The 17,375-nt window shown below is 53.3% G+C and carries 17 protein-coding genes; 9 read left to right on the top strand and 8 right to left on the bottom strand.

Annotated elements, in window-relative coordinates:
• Nucleotides 1-8: 8 nt before the first annotated feature.
• From copC to ACPXSQ_RS07590, 3 genes are read left to right on the top strand one after another with little or no spacing between them, the layout of a single operon-like run.
• A complete protein-coding gene (gene copC, locus ACPXSQ_RS07600; protein WP_024472112.1) occupies nt 9-383 on the top strand; it encodes a copper homeostasis periplasmic binding protein CopC in 375 nt (124 codons plus the stop codon).
• Between the two features lie 4 nt (nt 384-387).
• Nucleotides 388-1,263 (top strand): copper homeostasis membrane protein CopD, encoded by an 876-nt coding sequence (gene copD / locus ACPXSQ_RS07595; protein WP_161611149.1) that lies wholly within the window; start codon nt 388-390, stop codon nt 1,261-1,263.
• Between the two features lie 27 nt (nt 1,264-1,290).
• A complete protein-coding gene (locus tag ACPXSQ_RS07590; RefSeq protein ID WP_014593872.1) occupies nt 1,291-1,638 on the top strand; it encodes a YebY family protein in 348 nt (115 codons plus the stop codon).
• Nucleotides 1,639-1,990: 352 nt separating this feature from the next.
• Here the strand turns inward: ACPXSQ_RS07590 and ACPXSQ_RS07585 are convergent, their stop codons facing one another.
• Nucleotides 1,991-3,535 (bottom strand): methyl-accepting chemotaxis protein, encoded by a 1,545-nt coding sequence (locus ACPXSQ_RS07585; protein ID WP_210523669.1) that lies wholly within the window; start codon nt 3,533-3,535, stop codon nt 1,991-1,993.
• Between the two features lie 490 nt (nt 3,536-4,025).
• The gene (locus ACPXSQ_RS07580; RefSeq protein ID WP_072138814.1) at nt 4,026-4,730 is read right to left on the bottom strand and encodes a GntR family transcriptional regulator; all 705 of its coding nucleotides are present in this window, start codon (nt 4,728-4,730) and stop codon (nt 4,026-4,028) included.
• Between the two features lie 279 nt (nt 4,731-5,009).
• Between ACPXSQ_RS07580 and ACPXSQ_RS07575 the strand changes: the two genes are divergently transcribed.
• The 3 genes from ACPXSQ_RS07575 to ACPXSQ_RS07565 all read left to right on the top strand — a co-directional run bounded on the left by ACPXSQ_RS07575 (nt 5,010) and on the right by ACPXSQ_RS07565 (nt 8,697).
• Nucleotides 5,010-6,632 carry an alpha-glucoside-specific PTS transporter subunit IIBC gene (locus ACPXSQ_RS07575; protein WP_426143313.1) on the top strand — a complete coding sequence of 541 codons (1,623 nt, stop codon included), beginning with the start codon at nt 5,010-5,012 and terminating at the stop codon, nt 6,630-6,632.
• Nucleotides 6,629-7,951, top strand: a complete 1,323-nt coding sequence (locus ACPXSQ_RS07570; protein WP_019105104.1) for a 6-phospho-alpha-glucosidase — start codon at nt 6,629-6,631, stop codon at nt 7,949-7,951. The genes ACPXSQ_RS07575 and ACPXSQ_RS07570 overlap by 4 nt, the downstream gene beginning before the upstream one ends.
• A gap of 272 nt (nt 7,952-8,223) precedes the next feature.
• Nucleotides 8,224-8,697: an MEKHLA domain-containing protein gene (locus ACPXSQ_RS07565; RefSeq protein WP_029568844.1), complete on the top strand. Its 474-nt coding sequence runs from the start codon at nt 8,224-8,226 to the stop codon at nt 8,695-8,697.
• Between the two features lie 38 nt (nt 8,698-8,735).
• On the opposite strand, the gene ACPXSQ_RS07560 is transcribed toward ACPXSQ_RS07565, so the two are convergent.
• Nucleotides 8,736-10,280 (bottom strand): methyl-accepting chemotaxis protein, encoded by a 1,545-nt coding sequence (locus ACPXSQ_RS07560; RefSeq protein WP_013026053.1) that lies wholly within the window; start codon nt 10,278-10,280, stop codon nt 8,736-8,738.
• A gap of 550 nt (nt 10,281-10,830) precedes the next feature.
• Between ACPXSQ_RS07560 and ACPXSQ_RS07555 the strand changes: the two genes are divergently transcribed.
• Nucleotides 10,831-11,025: a hypothetical protein gene (locus ACPXSQ_RS07555; RefSeq protein WP_014605687.1), complete on the top strand. Its 195-nt coding sequence runs from the start codon at nt 10,831-10,833 to the stop codon at nt 11,023-11,025.
• Nucleotides 11,026-11,063: 38 nt separating this feature from the next.
• Here the strand turns inward: ACPXSQ_RS07555 and ACPXSQ_RS07550 are convergent, their stop codons facing one another.
• Nucleotides 11,064-12,197 (bottom strand): acyltransferase family protein, encoded by a 1,134-nt coding sequence (locus ACPXSQ_RS07550; protein ID WP_014605688.1) that lies wholly within the window; start codon nt 12,195-12,197, stop codon nt 11,064-11,066.
• Nucleotides 12,198-12,378: 181 nt separating this feature from the next.
• On the opposite strand from ACPXSQ_RS07550, the gene ACPXSQ_RS07545 reads away from it, so the two are divergent.
• Entirely contained in the window at nt 12,379-13,125 is a 747-nt protein-coding gene (locus ACPXSQ_RS07545; protein WP_105082737.1) for an SDR family oxidoreductase, read from the top strand.
• Nucleotides 13,126-13,162: 37 nt separating this feature from the next.
• On the opposite strand, the gene ACPXSQ_RS07540 is transcribed toward ACPXSQ_RS07545, so the two are convergent.
• A complete protein-coding gene (locus tag ACPXSQ_RS07540; protein ID WP_112900338.1) occupies nt 13,163-14,080 on the bottom strand; it encodes a LysR family transcriptional regulator in 918 nt (305 codons plus the stop codon).
• Nucleotides 14,081-14,162: 82 nt separating this feature from the next.
• Between ACPXSQ_RS07540 and ACPXSQ_RS07535 the strand changes: the two genes are divergently transcribed.
• Complete coding sequence (locus tag ACPXSQ_RS07535) at nt 14,163-14,576, top strand: GNAT family N-acetyltransferase (protein WP_426143309.1); 414 nt, start codon at nt 14,163-14,165, stop codon at nt 14,574-14,576.
• A gap of 34 nt (nt 14,577-14,610) precedes the next feature.
• Here ACPXSQ_RS07535 and mdtI read toward each other — a convergent pair whose 3' ends face one another.
• The 3 genes from mdtI to betA form a co-directional block, all read right to left on the bottom strand.
• Nucleotides 14,611-14,940, bottom strand: a complete 330-nt coding sequence (gene mdtI / locus ACPXSQ_RS07530) for a multidrug/spermidine efflux SMR transporter subunit MdtI (protein ID WP_013026047.1) — start codon at nt 14,938-14,940, stop codon at nt 14,611-14,613.
• On the bottom strand, nt 14,927-15,277 hold the full coding sequence (gene mdtJ / locus ACPXSQ_RS07525) for a multidrug/spermidine efflux SMR transporter subunit MdtJ (RefSeq protein ID WP_128392066.1): 351 nt from the start codon (nt 15,275-15,277) through the stop codon (nt 14,927-14,929). Before mdtJ ends, mdtI begins: the two co-directional genes overlap by 14 nt.
• Before the next feature lie 398 nt (nt 15,278-15,675).
• Nucleotides 15,676-17,358 (bottom strand): choline dehydrogenase, encoded by a 1,683-nt coding sequence (gene betA, locus ACPXSQ_RS07520; RefSeq protein ID WP_013026045.1) that lies wholly within the window; start codon nt 17,356-17,358, stop codon nt 15,676-15,678.
• Between the last annotated feature and the right edge of the window lie 17 nt (nt 17,359-17,375).

Below are 17,375 nucleotides of genomic sequence, written 5' to 3'. Positions count from 1 at the left end.
ATGAAGAGATGAAAAAAACCGCGATTTCACGTGGGGTGCTGGCTCTGATCGCCACCGGCACAATGGTGTTTAGTCAGCTTGCACTGGCGCACGCCCACTTAGCGTCGTCGGTGCCGGCAGCCAACGCGGCGGTAACGCCTGCGCCGCAACACATTACGCTGAGCTTCACCGAAGACGTTGAAGCCGCATTCAGTGGCGTTGACGTCATGAATGCACAGCATAAAGCCGTGGGTGAAAAGGCCCGGCTGGATGGCAAGCAGCACGACCGCCTGCGGGTTGATTTTGCCCAGCCGCTGGCGCAGGGCGCTTATCAGGTAAACTGGCACGTGCTGTCCGTTGACGGGCACAAAACGCACGGAAGCTATATCTTCACCGTGAAATAAAACCGTGACCCTGTTGTGGCTGGTGCTGCGCGCACTGCATTTCACGGCATTAATGTTGCTGGTTGGCAGTGCCTTTTACAGCAGGTTGCTGGCACCGGTTGCCTTTCGAACCTCGCTGGCCGCGCGATTATTTCCGCTAATGAAGTGGAGTACATGGCTGGCCCTGCTGTCGGCACTGGCGATGCTGGCCACACAAAATGTGTTGATGAGTGGTGACTGGCACAATTTGTCAGAGACGGCTGTGTGGCTGGCGGTATTTTCAACCCGCTGGGGCTCCGTGTGGCAATGGCAGCTCCTCTTTTCGCTGTGTAGCGTGGCTGCGATTGTCATGCGTGACCGCCCCCGTCAGCAGGTTTGGCTGTTAACTGGCCTGCTACAGACAGGCTGTCTGGCGCTAACGGGCCATGCCGCCATGCGCGAGGGTATCGCCGGGCTCCTGCAACAAAGTAACCAGGCCTTACATCTTCTCTCCGCCGCCTTTTGGGCGGGCGGGTTAGTGCCTGTGTTGGTGTTGATGCGCATGGCGCGTAACATCGAATACCGGACAGCCGCAATCCGCACCATGATGCGTTTTTCCCGTTATGGTCACGTTGCCGTCGCCTTAACGATAATTACCGGTGTCGTTAACAGCCTGCTGATTGCCGGGGCGCCAGCAAACTGGCATCTCAACGATTATGTTGTACTGTTGTTGTGCAAAGCAGGGCTGGTCATGCTTATGGTACTGATTGCGCTCTGGAATCGTTACTGGCTGGTGCCGCGCTTTCATATTGCGGGCCTTGCCGCACAACGACTGTTTATTCGCATGACCCAGCTGGAAATTGTGCTGGCATGCGGCGTAGTGGGGTTGGTCAGCGTGTTTGCTACGTTGTCACCAACCTGAATGATGAAAACCCCATAAAGGTAAGTTATGTTGCTGAAGAAAGCGATCCCCACACTGCTGTTATTAACGCTGGCTGGTCAGGCAGCAGCGGCACAAATCATCACCGTCAGCCGTTTCGAAATTGGTAAAGACAAGTGGCCGTTTAATCGTGAAGAGGTGATGCTGACCTGTGAGAAAGATGGATCGCTGTTTGCCATCAATCCCAGCACGCTGATGCAGTACCCGCTTAATGAGAAGGCGGAGGCTCAGGTCAACGCTAAGCGGGTGAAGGCACAGCCCATCAGCGTGATTCAGGCGCCGGATAAAGCGCATCCGGATCGGATGATGAGTCTGCAACCTGTCGTGGATCGTGCACAGGCGCTGTGCACAAAATAAGACGATGCAGGCAAGAGTGCGCAAATTTGTCTTACGGGTCACAAACCTGTCGGGTTTATGGTCTGAGCCGCGGCGCTGGCTGGAAAATCTGGCGCGTTGTCCTACGCTTTAGAAGCAAGGCGAAAGCCTCTATTAATGCCAACTTTTAGCGCACGGCTCCTTGAGAGCCATTTCCCTGGACCGAATACAGGAATCGTGTTCGGTCTTTTTTTGCCTTTCAACGCTCACCATGACGGCCCAGACAGCGGGGATGGTGTTCACCGGGCCGCACGCTACTGGCCCGGCTCACGCAACAGGATGGCAGAAACGAAACCGGCGCGATCGCGTTTCTTCTTCCTGTGCGAAAGGGCGTTTACACCCGGAACGCTTCTACCATATCGCGCAGCGCGTGTGCCTGCTCAGAAAGGGATTGTGAAGCGGACGATGATTCCTCAACCAGTGCGGCGTTGTTCTGAGTAACGCTGTCCATCTGGCCCACGGCGACGCTCACCTGAGAAATCCCCTGCATCTGTTCGGAAGAGGCCAGCGAGATCTCATCCATAGCCGTTGCCAGTTCACCCACCATGTTAACAATTTTCAGGATACTTTGACCGGTTCCACTCGCGACGGTTACGCCGGTTTCAACCTGCTGCACGGCCTGTTCAATCAAGGTTTTAATTTCCTTCGCGGCGGTAGCACTCCGCTGGGCCAGATTTCTGACTTCGCCAGCCACCACGGCAAACCCGCGCCCTTGCTCACCGGCACGCGCGGCCTCAACGGCAGCATTGAGCGCCAGAATGTTGGTCTGAAAAGCAATGCCTTCAATCACGCCGGTTATATCACGAATCTTCGCAGCACTGTCTGAAATGTCTTTCATGGTTGCCGACATCCGTTGCATATCTGCTTCGCCGCGTTGAGCCAGATTGGCCGTTTCGCGGGCTGATGTGGCTGTATGCTGTGCCACGGAGGCATTACTCTTCACCGTCGCGGTTAATTGTTCCATGCTGGCAGCGGTTTCCTGAAGCGCGGCAGCCTGCTCTTCGGTACGGGACGATAATTCGGTATTTCCTTGCGCGATTTCATCGGCGGCAAGCGCAACGTTAGCTGAAGAATCTTTGATTTCGACAACCAGGCCGCGAAGTTTAGCCTGCATTCCGTCAAGGGATGCCAGCAGACTTGACGTATCCTTAGGACGTAGGTGCACCGCCGAGGTCAGATCGCCGTTAGCAATGGCCGCCGCAATGAGTTGGGCCTGAGCAGGCTCGCCCCCTAACTGGCGCATCAGTAAACGGGTAATCATCCATCCGGTGGCGACAGAAAAAACGATGGAAAGCAGGCCCAGGATAACCAAAACGAGTGTTGAGGTTCGGGTTGAACGATTATTCTCTTCCACCGCGTTGCGACTGTTATTCAACTGAACGTTGGTCATTTCACCAAGTGAACTGAGTAACGCACGCTGAGCAGGACGCACCGTCACCATCAGATAATTTGTGGCTTCCTGAGGACGGTTATCCAGGCCAAACTGACCGGCCTTTTCCAGACCGGAAATCACCTGCGCTTCATTGGCCTGAAGTTTTTCCAGCGCAGCACGTCCGGCGGGCGTGGAATCCTCACGCATGATTGTTTCAAGCGCTTCACGATTTTTTAAGTAAGCTGCTTTTTGCAGTTTCAGCCTCTCCCACTCTGGCTGCATGGCTTTCGCATCGCTGAGAAGCGCGAGGTTTCTCGCGGCAATCGCCATGTCTCTCAGTTCATCTCGCATATCAACGGCGAGCTGATATTTTCGCATCTTAACATTGACCGCATCATCCATACCGGTGCTGGCGGAATGCAGTGCTTTAAAAGAAATAGTAATACAGATAATAAAAAGCAGAATTAACAGGCCAAAACCGATTGCCAGACGCGTGGAGATTTTCATCTTAGAATTCCTGAAAGTTAAGTTCAGCGTTCTTATCGGCAAAAGACGTGTAAAAAATTAATAAAATAGACATATTTCTGAAACAGTAAATTCCGCAAGCAGGGTGGAAGTTTCCAGAGTAATGGTCCTTTAAAAGGACTTATAAGTTCAATTAATCAATTGAGTGCAGGTAATCAGGAGAGGGTAATTGATATTTAAAATGCTTTTAGTAAACACAGCAGCGCGCTGGGCGCGATATATGAACGGCGAGGGCAGCACTGCGCTGACCTTAATTTGAAATAAGTCTTGTCATTTTCCTAATGTGTGGCGTTTTTCGTAAATGCACAGATAAGACGACACGTTCACCCGTCCCCAATAAATATAGCGTCCTGCTGCAGGGTGTTAGCCAGATTCACTCTCACGCAAGGCACCTGTGATTCGAACGGGCGATTATATTACACCTGAGAAGCGCTCTGGCGCATTGATGAAGCGTACTGACATCTCTGATCACTCAACCCGTGCGTCGTAGATGGTAGTTAACCTGATAATCGTGGGTGTTTCTGTACATCACGGCGTAGTTGATAAAAGAGCCCGTATTGCTGTATGAAAGCGAGTCGACTCTGAGTAGGAGGGTTTTTTCAGCGATATCCATCAGGTGCGACAGGCGCTTATCGGATAAAACCGGTCTTAATGACTCATAATTGCCCTCTAAAACAATGCCACACTCCTGCTCGATATAGTCAAATTTAGATTTTTCCAAATGGGCCAGGCTAAGGTCAGGGAATATTTTCACTGGCATATAACTTTCTTCGAGCATCAGCAGCTTTTCATCAACATAACGTAACCGACGTGAGAAAAAGAGGCGTTCACCACTGTTTATGCGTAACTGATCGGCTATGGCGCGAGGGGCGGCGATTAACTCGAACGCCAGTACCTTACTGATCACCTCTTTTCCCTGCAGACGTAAGACTTCTGCCAGCCCGGTGAGCGAACTGGTTTCATGACTGATATCCTTTGCGGACACGTAGGTTCCGCTGCCATGCCGTCGCTCCAGCAACCCCTCTCTGACCAGTAAATCTATTGCCTTACGCAAGGTCATTCTCGCCACGCCAAACTCTGTGGCGAGCACTTTTTCAGCCGGAATAGCACTCCCTACCGCGACAAAGGGCGAATTTAGCCGGAGACGCAGTTTGTCAGCGATAAATTTATAGATCACTTTTGTACCTCCTGAGAGGGAGACATAACCGTCAACAGGCCTGGCATAAAGTTAATGCGTGCAGGGGGATAAATAAATAAATTTTTTATTTCCTTTAGCCGCGCTGTGAGATGTCTAGTTATTGCCATGAAAATAGACGTCATGATGAAAATTAAAACCATGAGGGCGCTCACGAAGTCGTTAATGTCCCACTCTGCCAGAGGCGTGACTGCCTTATTTTGGCTGCGTTTACATTGACTTTAACGATATATCCTTAGAATCGTTACGTGAGGAACTTAAATGCTCAGTCAAATACAGCGCTTTGGCGGCGCCATGTTTACGCCGGTATTATTATTTCCCTTCGCCGGCATTATCGTTGGTCTTTCCATTATGTTAAGCAACCCTTTATTTTTAGGGGAAGCATTAACGCATCCAGAGAGTTTATTTAATCAAATTGTCTTCATTATTGAAGAGGGCGGATGGACGGTTTTTAGAAACATGCCGTTAATATTCGCGGTTGGCCTCCCGGTGGGGTTGGCAAAACAGGCTCAGGGGCGAGCATGTCTGGCCGTTGTCGTCAGTTTTTTAACCTGGAATTATTTAATTAATGCCATGGGCAGCACCTGGGGCGATTTTTTTGCCGTCGATTTTTCCAAAGGAACAGAAGCCGGAAGCGGACTGGCCATAATCGCGGGGATAAAAACACTGGATACCAGCATCATCGGTGCCATCGTCATTGCCGGTCTGGTGACGGCTCTGCACAATCGTTTTTTTGAAAAACCGCTTCCGGTTTTTCTGGGTATTTTTCAGGGCTCATCTTTTGTCGTCATTGTTGCCTTCTTAGCGATGATCCCCTGTGCCTGGTTAACGCTGTTTGGCTGGCCCAAAATTCAAATGGGCATCGAGTCGCTTCAACAGTTTTTACGCGATGCGGGCGCGGTTGGCGTGTGGGTTTATACCTTTCTGGAACGTATCCTGATCCCGACAGGACTGCACCACTTTATTTATGGGCCTTTTATCTTTGGCCCGGCAGTGGTTGAAGGCGGCATCCAGGTTTACTGGGCAGAGCATCTGCAGGCCTTCAGCCAGAGTACGCAACCACTCAAACAACTGTTTCCTGAGGGCGGTTTCGCGCTTCATGGCAACGCAAAAGTCTTCGGCGCAGTGGGGATTGCGTTGGCGCTCTATTCGACAGCCTCAGCGCGTCACCGGGTCAAAGTCGCAGGGTTGTTAATTCCGGCCACGTTGACAGCCGTTCTGGTCGGCATCACTGAACCCCTGGAGTTTACCTTCCTGTTTATTTCGCCTCTGCTGTTTGCGGTGCACGCTGTGCTGGCCGCCAGCATGGCGACAGCAATGTATATGTGCGGTGTGGTGGGGAACTACGGTGGCGGCTTACTGGACCAGTTTCTGCCGCAAAACTGGATCCCAATGTTCCCTAACCATGCCGGCATGATCTTTACCCAAATCGGTATAGGCCTGGTTTTCACGGGGCTCTACTTCGTGGTTTTTCACCAACTCATCCTGCGGCTGAACCTGAAAACACCCGGTCGGGAGGACAGTGACGTCAGGCTTTACAACAAGGCCGACTATCGGGCAGCGCGAGCAGCGCCAGCTTCCCCGGGCGGGCATAACCCGCAACGCGATCAGGCTTGGGGTTTTCTGAATGCGCTGGGTGGGGCCAGCAATATAGCCAGCATCAACAACTGCGCCACGCGCCTGCGCATAACACTGCTCGATGAGGCCAAAACGCAGAACGATGCCGCGTTTATGGCGCTGGGCGCCCACGGTGTCGTCCGGCGTGGCAACAGTATTCAGGTCATTGTGGGCTTACAGGTCCCCCAGGTGCGCGAGCAACTTGAAAGCCAAATGAAAGACCCGGCCCGGTCTGAAGCAACACTTACCATGGAGAAACCTTTATGAAGACATTCTCAGTTTTAATTGCGGGCGGCGGTAGCACCTTTACGCCGGGTATTGTGCTAATGCTCCTGGCGAACCGGCACCGCTTTCCTTTACGCCAGCTGAAGTTTTACGACAATGACGCGGCCCGTCAGGAAACCATTGCCCGGGCCTGTAAGATTATCTTGCAGGAACAGGCAGCTGACATTGTGTTCAGCTATACCACCGATCCGCAGGAAGCATTCAGTGACGTCGATTTTGTCATGGCGCATATTCGGGTGGGTAAATATCCCATGCGTGAGCAAGATGAAAAAATCCCCTTGCGTCATGGTGTTCTGGGCCAGGAAACCTGTGGGCCGGGTGGTATTGCCTATGGCATGCGCTCAATCGGCGGCGTCCTTGAGCTTGTCGATTATATGCAACAGTACTCACCCGACGCCTGGATGCTGAATTATTCCAACCCGGCCGCCATCGTGGCTGAGGCAACGCGACGCCTGCGACCTGAGGCTAAAATCCTGAATATTTGTGACATGCCGATTGGTATTGAAAGTCGGATGGCAAAAATTGTCGGTCTGCAAGACCGCAAGCAAATGCGGGTGCGCTACTACGGGCTCAATCATTTTGGCTGGTGGACCGCTGTTGAAGATTTGAAGGGGAATGATTTAATGCCACAGCTGCGTGAGTACGTGGCAAAGTACGGCTATGTTCCGCCCTCTGGATCGTCATCAGTGGAGTCCAGCTGGAAGGATACTTTCCTGAAGGCGCGCGATGTGCAAGCGCTGGATCCCCAGACGTTGCCCAATACCTATCTGAAATATTATTTGTTCCCAGATTATGTGGTCGCGCATTCCAACCCTGAACGCACCCGCGCTAATGAGGTCATGGAGCATCGTGAAAAGCAGGTGTTCAGCGCCTGCAGGGCAATCACCGATGCCGGGCATTCATCCGCCGGAGAGTTGGAAATAGACGAACATGCTTCCTATATTGTCGATCTGGCGACCGCGATCGCCTTCAATACCCAAGAGCGTATGCTGCTCATTGTGCCTAATCAGGGCGCTATCCCCAACTTTGATGCGGACGCTATGGTGGAAATTCCCTGTCTGGTTGGGCGCAACGGTGCGGAACCCCTTCAGGTTGGCGACATTCCGACTTTCCAGAAGGGGTTAATGAGTCAGCAGGTTGCGGTCGAAAAGCTCGTGGTGGAGGCATGGGACCAGCGCTCCCGGCATAAGTTATGGCAGGCCATTACCTTATCTAAAACGGTACCAAGTGCCACCGTTGCAAAAGCGATTCTCGACGATCTTATCGAGGCAAATAAAGCCTTCTGGCCGCCGTTGAGCTAGAGCGCCCGTCAGCCAGCCTGGGTTCGCGTTCAGGCTGGCTGTCTTTAGCGCAGACAGGGCAAACCAGGAGAATCGAATGCCGTGAGGGATAACCCTGTGGATCGCGCGAGAGAGTCGTCAATATTCCAGTGTGCATTGCGCGGCAGTGCAGTCCTGAGCTCGGCGTGCCGGGACTGCACTGCCGCGTCATGCCTCTCCACCGTTGCGCGTGCTTGATTTTCAGCACGCATCCCGCCACATTAGCGCCTCGTATCCTGCCGCTTGCAAAGGAGATGATCGTGTCGACTGTACCCCCACTGACCTTACTGAAGCGTATTGATGAACGCTACCGATCGCTCACCGGACATGGGCTTTACTGTCCTCATGATATTGATGACCGTTATCAGTGGCTGCATGAACAGGCGCCGTACAGCATTCTTGCCCACAGTACCGCAGCCGATCCCGTGTTTGTCTATGCCAATCGTTGTGCTCTGAACTGCTTCAAATACAGTGCGGAAGAGATACGGCAACTGCCGTCACGACTCAGTGCCGGGCCTTTCGACAGGGAAGCACGACAGCGCCTGCTGGATATTGTCAGACGCGATGGCATTGCCACCGGCTACAGCGGACCGCGTGTCGATAAGCAGGGCAAAAGCTTCATTATCTACGATGGCGAAGTCTGGCAGTCAGACGGACGCGATGAGGCGGGATGGGGCCAGGCCGCACTGTTCTGGCCCAGCCCCCGTCACGCGTTGGCAGCGTTCTGATCGGCGCGACGACGCCTTTCTGCCGTGTGCTGACAGGCTTATACCCGGAACGCTTCTACCATGCCGCGTAATGCGTGGGCCTGTTCAGAAAGGGACTGAGAAGCAGAGGATGACTCTTCAACCAGCGCCGCGTTGTTCTGGGTGACGCTGTCCATCTGGCTGACGGCGACGCTCACCTGAGAAATGCCCTGCATTTGTTCGGAGGAGGCCAGTGAGATCTCATCCATCGCGCTGGCCAGGTCGCCGACCATGCTGACGATTTTGAGGATGCTTTCACCTGTACCGTTGGCGACTTTGACGCCGCTGCCAACCTGTTCAACCGCTTGCTCAATCAGCGACTTAATCTCTTTTGCTGCGGTCGCGCTGCGCTGGGCCAGGGTGCGGACTTCACCTGCGACAACGGCAAAACCCCGGCCCTGTTCGCCAGCACGCGCGGCCTCTACCGCGGCATTGAGGGCCAGGATATTGGTCTGGAAGGCGATGCCCTCAATAACGCCGGTGATATCGCGAATTTTAGACGCGCTCAGCGAAATGTCGTTCATGGTTTCCGACATCCGGTGTACGTCGCTTTCGCCACTGCGCGCCAGCACGGCGGTCTCACGGGCAGTTGACGCAGTGCTTTGCGCACCGGCGGCGTTACTTTTCACCGTGGCGGTGAGCTGTTCCATGCTGGCTGCGGTTTCCTGCAGGGCGGCGGCCTGCTGTTCGGTCCGGGAGGACAGCTCCGTGTTCCCCTGGGCGATCTCTTCCGCTGCCAGCGCAACGTTACCCGAGGTCTGTTTGATCTCTGACACCAGAGCACGCAGTTTAGCCTGCATACCATCCAGTGAAGCCAGCAGGCTGGTGGAATCATTACGGCGGAGCGTGACGCTGGCGGTCAAATCGCCCGAGGCAATCGCGGCCGCCAGTTCCTGGGCCTGGGCAGGCTCACCGCCCAACTGGCGCATTAACACCCGGGTGATGACATAGCCGGTGGCGATGGAGAACAGCACGGAAAGCACGGATAAAAACACCAGCGTCAAGGACGCCCGGCTGGTTGCCACGCTGTTAACTTCCACCGCGTTGCGGCTGTTATGCATGAGAATTTCTGTGGTTTTGTTTAGCGCATCCAGCATATTGCGTTGCAAGGGGCGCAAGGTCTCCATGAGATAACGCGTCGCTTCATCTCGCTCATTCTTCAGCCCCAGTTGCCCGGCAGCTTCGAAAGCGCTCATCACCGTGCCTTCCAGTTCTTTAATGTGGTTTAAGGCAGCCTGTTCTTCAGCCGTGGACTGGCTCTGCATGATCACCTCGAGCGTTTCACGGTTTTCCGCGAACAGTTTTTTTTGCGCTTCAAGACGCTCCCATTCAGGCTGCATTTCCTTAACGTCGCTCAACAAGGCCAGATTTCGCACGGCTATCGCCAAATCCCTGAGTTCGCCGCGCATATCAAGAATCAACTGGTACTTCCGCATTTTGACATTCACGACCTCATCCATTCCGGTTTTAGCGTTATGCAGCGAGTTAAGTGAGACAGAGGTGCAGATAATGGAAAGCAAAATTAACAAACCGAAACCGGTTGCAAGACGAGTGGAGATTTTCATAAATATGTTCCCGATGGATTGCTGTTTTGTTCACTATCGGCACGCGTCAGGAAAATGATTAACAAAAAGGCCAAAATTTACATAAGTATCGTTAATATTATTATTTTGAATTTAAAAAATGATCTTAATCAATAGATGACGATATTTTTGTTATGTCTTGAATATCGTAAGGTAATGGCCGAAAAATATGCAATGGGTTGATGTATTGAGTCAGGTTGAGGGGGCGTTTTTTATTAAATCATAAATTTAAATGGTGGTTGCCACTAGCCCGGATCGACGGGCAGCGAAGGGCAGACATGACCTCGTAGCGGGCCTGGATCTGCGCTCGCCACTCTGTTGCTCATCAGTTATCCCGTCACGCTACCCAACAGATCAAACCCTGAAGTGACGGCGTTGGGTAAGGTGTGCCTGTGCGACGAACACAGCGCGTATACGTCCGATAAATATGTGATCGGGGTAACAATCTTGACATGAATTTTAAGTTTATCAGACAGTTCATTACGCCAGTTTCTTCACTATAGCGACTCCATTCACAGCATGGGAAAGCACAATGAGGAAACCGTTAGCAGTGGCCTGGTTGTTTTTGATCATTTCATTCGGCGCAACGGCGCAAAGTCTGACGCACAGCAGGGCCGATCCCGCCCATTATGCGGGATTAAAGACGCACAGCAGCATCGCAGATACGCCGGAATCACCGGATGAGCATGTAAGGGAGAGGCAGCACGACGTGGGTAAAGCATTGTGAAGTAAAAAAATGGCTCGCCAGTGCGAGCCATCTTTTCATCAGCGTGCAGGCCTGGGCGCCAGAAACTTCTTGCCCAGTTTTATTCCCGGTTTTTCCACACAGTTAAACAGTAATGATGCCAGCGCGTAGGTCACCGGAATCGATACGGCACAAACAATCAAAAAACGCGTCAGATCATTTTGATACTCAATGTCCGTTTGATTGAGCAACAGCGCAATGGCCGGGATCACGATCAGCAGATGCAGCAAGTAGACCGAAAACGACACATCGCCCAGCCATGTACTCAGACGGTTGTTTAACACCTTACGCGGAATGCGGATCAGTTTTGCCATCAGGCTGCTTTCCTGATACTGCCAGAGCACGGCCGCCATACCGATAATCATAAAGGCTTCCAGCATCACCTGCAGCTTAATGGCACCCAGCCCAATCAGCACGCTTACGGCCGGTCCGGCAAGGGCAAACAGCACGTACAGCAGGGATTTACGGCGTACCGCTTCAGCCAGCAGCATGCCTGAAATAAACATATTCAGTTTAATCAGAATCATTGACGGCATTTCAAAGGCTTCATAGTAGTCGGGCAGCAGGTAACGGCCTGCGCAACTCAGCGCCATCATGCTTAGCAGGGCGGTCGCGTAACCGAAGCGCATCACCGCCAGCATCATAAACGGAAACAGCAGATAGAACTGCATTTCCAGCCCAATGCTCCAGTCAGGCAGCGTGGTATTGAATCCATAGGCGGGCAGCACGCCAAACAGGAATGACAGATGCGTCAGCACGTTCATGAACGACTGATCCGCATAGCGTGAAGATTCTGTTGCGGTCCCGGAATAAAACTGGGCAATGGTATCGCGCATCTCACCAAACCAGGGGCCATAGATCAGGGCAACCGCCAGCAGCAGATAATAAAGCGGGGCAATGCGGAAAAAACGGCGTAACCAGAATTTTTTAATGGTTTCCGCGCGTTGCCAGGGCTCCTTGTGCTGGCGTTCCACATAGTTTTTTGCCATCAGATAGCCCGAAAGCAGGATAAAGAGATCCACGCCAATGCCGGGTGAGGAGATCAAGGTAATATGGCAATGGATAAGCAGACTTATGTGTCCCAGCAGTACCCAAAGAGAAGCGATGCCGCGTAACCCCTCCAGTTCCGTGGACCAACCTCGTGTCGCAGACATGGTAAAACCCCGTTAATCAGTTAGTTATACTTGCACTAAGGCGGTAACTAAGCCCTAACGTGGTGGTTAAGTCCACCCGTTGAGAAAAAAGTGAGAGGATTCTGACGCTGTGGTTAATAATTAATCGGCGAGATAATGCGCTCGCTGATTATTTATGGCGGTTTAAACGGGAGCACGCAAGATGAATAAGCACGGCAATACATTGTTGATCACCGGTGGGGGAACGGGCATTGGGCGCGCACTGGCGCATCGCTGGCATGACGCCGGGAACAAGGTGATTATTACCGGGCGTCGTCAGGACGCGCTGGACGAAGCGGCGGCCGGACGAGAAGGCATATCGACCTGGGTTTTAGATGTCACCGATGCGGATGACGTCAGTCACGCCATTCCTCTGCTGCTCCAGACGTATCCGCACCTGAATGTTTTAGTCAACAATGCTGGCGTCTTTAGCCCTGAGGACATCACTTCACGCCGCGACCTGAGCGATGTTGTGAGAATGACCGAAACCAATTTTATTGCGCCCGTCAGGCTCACTGATGCGCTAATCGATCACCTGAGCGCTCAGCCCGCTGCGGCTATTATTAACGTGTCGTCCGGGCTGGCATTTGTCCCTTTCCCTGCGTCGCCGACCTACAGCGCCACTAAAGCGGCACTTCACTCCTATACCGCAGCCCTTCGGCCGCTGTTAAAAGGGAAGGTTGAGGTGATTGAGATTATCCCGCCACAGGTGCAAACCGAGTTAGCGCCCGGGCAGTCTCAGGATCCTGACAGCATGCCGCTTGATGCCTTCGCCGATGAGGTTATGACGTTATTGCATAGCGGCACAACGCCCACCGAAGTCTGTGTGGAACGCGTGCGCTACTTTCGCGAGGCCGAAGCGAAAGGGCAGTTTGATGAGGCATTGCAGATGCTGGTGCAATACAGCTAAGCCCCGGCCAGGCGCGAGGCGACAACGCGAGCGACGATTACGCTGTTCCACTGATTTCGTGCAGCCAGTCTGTGAGGTCGCGCTCAAGCGTTCCTGCCTTTGCGACCTCAGGCGAGAACAGGCAATACTCTGAGCCATCTTCCACAAACCCCATTGGTGCGGCCAGTATGCCGCTTTGAATATCATCTTTAACGAGCGGCCAGGGTCCAATGGCTACGCCGATCCCGGCTACCGCCGCCTGCAGGCTAAAATAAAAATGTTCGAAACACTGCTGCACGTTAACGGGAGCCGGTATCTGCATCGCCGTCGCCCAGACCTGCCACGCCTCCGGGCGGCTTCTGGAGAGCAGTAAAGGCGCGTCCGGATTCAAACCCGGACGCTCGCTGTCGAACCAGGCCGTGACGCGATCGGGGCGGCAGACCGGCCCCACCTTTTCCCTGAACAAGTGTTCGATATGGCAGGGCGATACGTGAGTAAAATCATTGCGGCGCAGCGCAAAATCAATCCCCTGATCAAACGAGAATGCGCCACTGGCCGCGACCAGATGGATCTCATTTTTACCGAAGCGCGCCTCAAAATCGCCCCAGCGTGGAATCAGCCAGCGCATTAATAACGTGGGCTCACATGACAGCACGCGCTGGCGCGTTCCCGCGCGTAAGCGGTTTACGCTGCGGGAGATCATGGCGAAGCCGTGACTGACCGCGTCAGCCAGCTGTTCGCCTGCTTCTGTCAGACAGACTTTCCGGTTACGACGCGCAAACAGCGCAACACCTAAATCCTCTTCAAGTACGCGCACCGCCCGGCTGACAGCACCGGGCGTAAGATGCAGTTCGTCTGCTGCACGGGCAAAGCTTTCGAAACGCGCCGCCGCTTCAAAACAGCGCAGCGCCATTAACGAGGGCAGGCGGTTGCCTGGTACAGGTGAGTTTAACTCACCGTTTGGCGCAGAAATCATCGTTATATCTCGCGTTTTTTCACCATTAATATCAATCAAACCGAGAAGGGTTGGCCGTTTATATTACCAGGGGGTCAGTAACGTGTACTATATCATTCGGGAAGAAATACCGTCTGTAGAAACCTATCGCCACATCAGAGTGAGCGCAGGATTAAGTGACAAAACGGAACAGGCCGCAAAGACGGGGTTAAGAAACGGTTTGTACAGCGTGGTGGTTTGCCATCAGGACGCGCCGGTTGGCATGGGAAGAGTGATTGGCGACGGAGGCTGCTTTTTTGTCATTACCGATATTGCTGTGCTGCCACAACATCATAAAAAGGGGGTGGGCGATCGTATTATGACGGCGTTAATGGCCTGGATAGCGCGCCATGCGCCGCCCTCCGCCTACATCAGTTTGATTGCCAGTCATGGCTCGCCGGGTTTTTATGCCCGTTATGGTTTCGAACCTGCATTGCTGCCAGAACGTGCGGGCATGTTTTTGCGAATCCAGGGATAAAGATGAAAAAGGGGACGTCAGCGTCCCCCTGTTATCAGGCCAGTTTCAGAATGATCATGCCCAGCAATAACAGCACAAGCCCTACCCAGCCCTTGAGGTTGAGCCGCTGACCAAACAGTATCCATCCTGCTGCCACGGTCGCGACGATACCAAAGCCGCCCCACAGGGCGTAAGCAACCGACAGATCGATGCCTTTAACCGCCTGAGACAGCGCGCTAAACGCCAGCAGCACGCAGGCCAGAGACAGCATTCCCGGGAGGATTTTTTTAAAGCCGTTGCTGTACTTAAGCAAAATATTTGCGGCTATCTCCAGCAGGACCGCCAGTGCCAGCCAGGCAAAATGGATCACATCAGGCAGGATCATGTTCTGCCTCCTTCACCTCACCGCTGCCGACTTTAATGAGCAGAATGCCCGTCATCAGCGTGATCAAACCGCAGATTTTCATTAACGACAGGGTTTCATCAAAAAGCTGCACGCTAAATAAGGTGATCAGCAGAATGCCAATGCCCTCCCAGAGCGCGTAAGCCACACCCAGCGCAATGCGCTTGATGGCGAAACTCAAAAAAAAATAAGAACAGGCAATCATCCCCAGCATGACCACATAACCCAGCTGATTCTGATTCAGGCTGGACCATTTCATGGTCAGGGTACCTATAATTTCCGTAACAATAGCGAGTACTAATAATCCCCAGGCGCGCATGGGTTTTCTCCATCAATCGACGTCATGATTTACCGTGATGCGTAACGCAACGGCAGAAAAGAAGTTGGCTGGCAGAAAGGGGACTAAAGGGCGCTGCGCCAGTGCTGATCGACGGCGTTAACGCTGACAGGTGCGAGGGTAAAAAGGGGGTTAAAAAGAGTAATGAACATCCTGCTCATAATTAAACAATGCATCCACGTTGTTGCTTCTCTTCAGTGGACGGGGAAAGCCTCCGGTAATGAACACAGTAGCGTTATATCATTAAAACCGCCCCAGGCACAGCCTGTTTGTTCGGGTTTTTGACAAATATCAGGTCAATATTGCTGGGGTTTAGGCACAGTTGCGTTTCGGCAAAAAAAAAGCCGGACAGCAGTCCGGCTTTGATGTCGTAGAAAACCTTACGCTGGGCGCGCGGGTTCCGTACGAACGGGCGCTTCGCCCGCCACATAGTAGTCAGCCGTGCTGCGTGGCAGAGCATCAAGTCCACGAATGCAGTCGGCAATTTTTTCACCGATCATAATGGTGGTCGCATTCAGGTTACCGGTGATGATCAGCGGCATAATTGAGGCATCGACAACGCGTAATCCCTGGAGTCCGTGAACGCGGCCTTCACCGTCAACGACCGACATCTCGTCATTGCCCATTTTACAGGTGCCGCAGGGATGATAGGCGGTTTCGCCATGATTACGGACAAACTCATCCAGTTCTTCATCGGTCTGGCATTCAATGCCCGGACTGATTTCACGTCCGCGGTATTTATCCAGGGCCGGCTGATTAATGATCTCACGCGTAATGCGGATGGCATCGCGAAATTCGTGCCAGTCCTGCTCATGCGACATATAGTTGAACAGGATCGCAGGATGGCGACGTGGATCGCGCGATTTCAGGCGCACATGACCCCGGCTCGGCGACCGCATAGAGCCAACGTGACACTGGAAACCGTGCGCATCTACCGCATTTGACCCGTTATAGTTAATCGCGACCGGCAGAAAATGGTACTGAATATTCGGCCAGCTAAACTCTTCGCGGCTGCGAATAAATCCGCCTGCCTCAAACTGGTTGCTTGCCCCGACGCCGGTGCCGTTAAACAGCCATTCCGCGCCAATCTTAGGCTGGTTCCACCATTTCAACGCCGGATAGAGCGAGACCGGCTCTTTGCACTCGTACTGCAGGTACATTTCCAGGTGATCCTGCAGATTTTCACCCACGCCTGGCAGGTCATGTACCACCGGAATATCGAACTGGTTCAGCAACTCGGCTGAACCCACGCCGGAACGCTGCAGGATCTGAGGGGAGGCAATGGCTCCTGCACACAGCAAGACTTCGCGGCGGGCGTGAACCGTATGCAGCGTATTGCTGTCGCCGATCAGGTACTCGACACCTATTGCACGCTTGCCTTCAAACAAAATGCGATCGGTCGTGGCATGCGTAACGATTTTCAGGTTGGCACGATTTTTCGCCCTGTCCAGATAGCCGCGCGCGGTGCTTGAACGACGACCTTCAGGCGTGACAAAGCGGTCCATTGGACCAAAGCCTTCCTGCTGATAGCCGTTAAGGTCATCGGTACGCGGATAGCCGGCCTGAACGCCTGCCTGAATCATCGCCTCAAACAGAACGTTATTGCCTTTCTTCGGCGTGGTCACGCTGACCGGACCCTCTCCGCCGTGGTAATCGTTGGCGCCCGTATCACGGGTTTCTGATTTACGGTAGTAGGGCAGACAGTCCAGATAGCTCCAGTTTTCCAGACCGGGCATGGTCGCCCAGTTGTCCAGATCCATGGCGTTACCGCGGATGTAACACATGCCGTTGATCAGTGATGAACCGCCCAGGCCTTTGCCTCGGCCACACTCCATCCGGCGGTTGTTCATGTAAGGCTCAGGTTCCGTTTCGTAGGCCCAGTTGTAACGTTTTCCCTGCAAAGGGTAAGCCAGTGCCGCAGGCATCTGGGTTCGGAAATCAAAACGATAGTCGGGGCCGCCCGCTTCCAGCAGTAAGACATTCACATTGCTGTCTTCGGTCAGTCGGGTAGCCAGGACATTCCCTGCGGATCCGGCTCCAATGATAATGTAATCAAATTCCATTCGTCGCTCCTCAGGTA

This window comes from Pantoea sp. EEL5, assembly GCF_049892805.1.
Classification (GTDB): domain Bacteria; phylum Pseudomonadota; class Gammaproteobacteria; order Enterobacterales; family Enterobacteriaceae; genus Pantoea; species Pantoea ananatis.
This window is presented reverse-complemented; position numbering and strand designations above follow the sequence as displayed.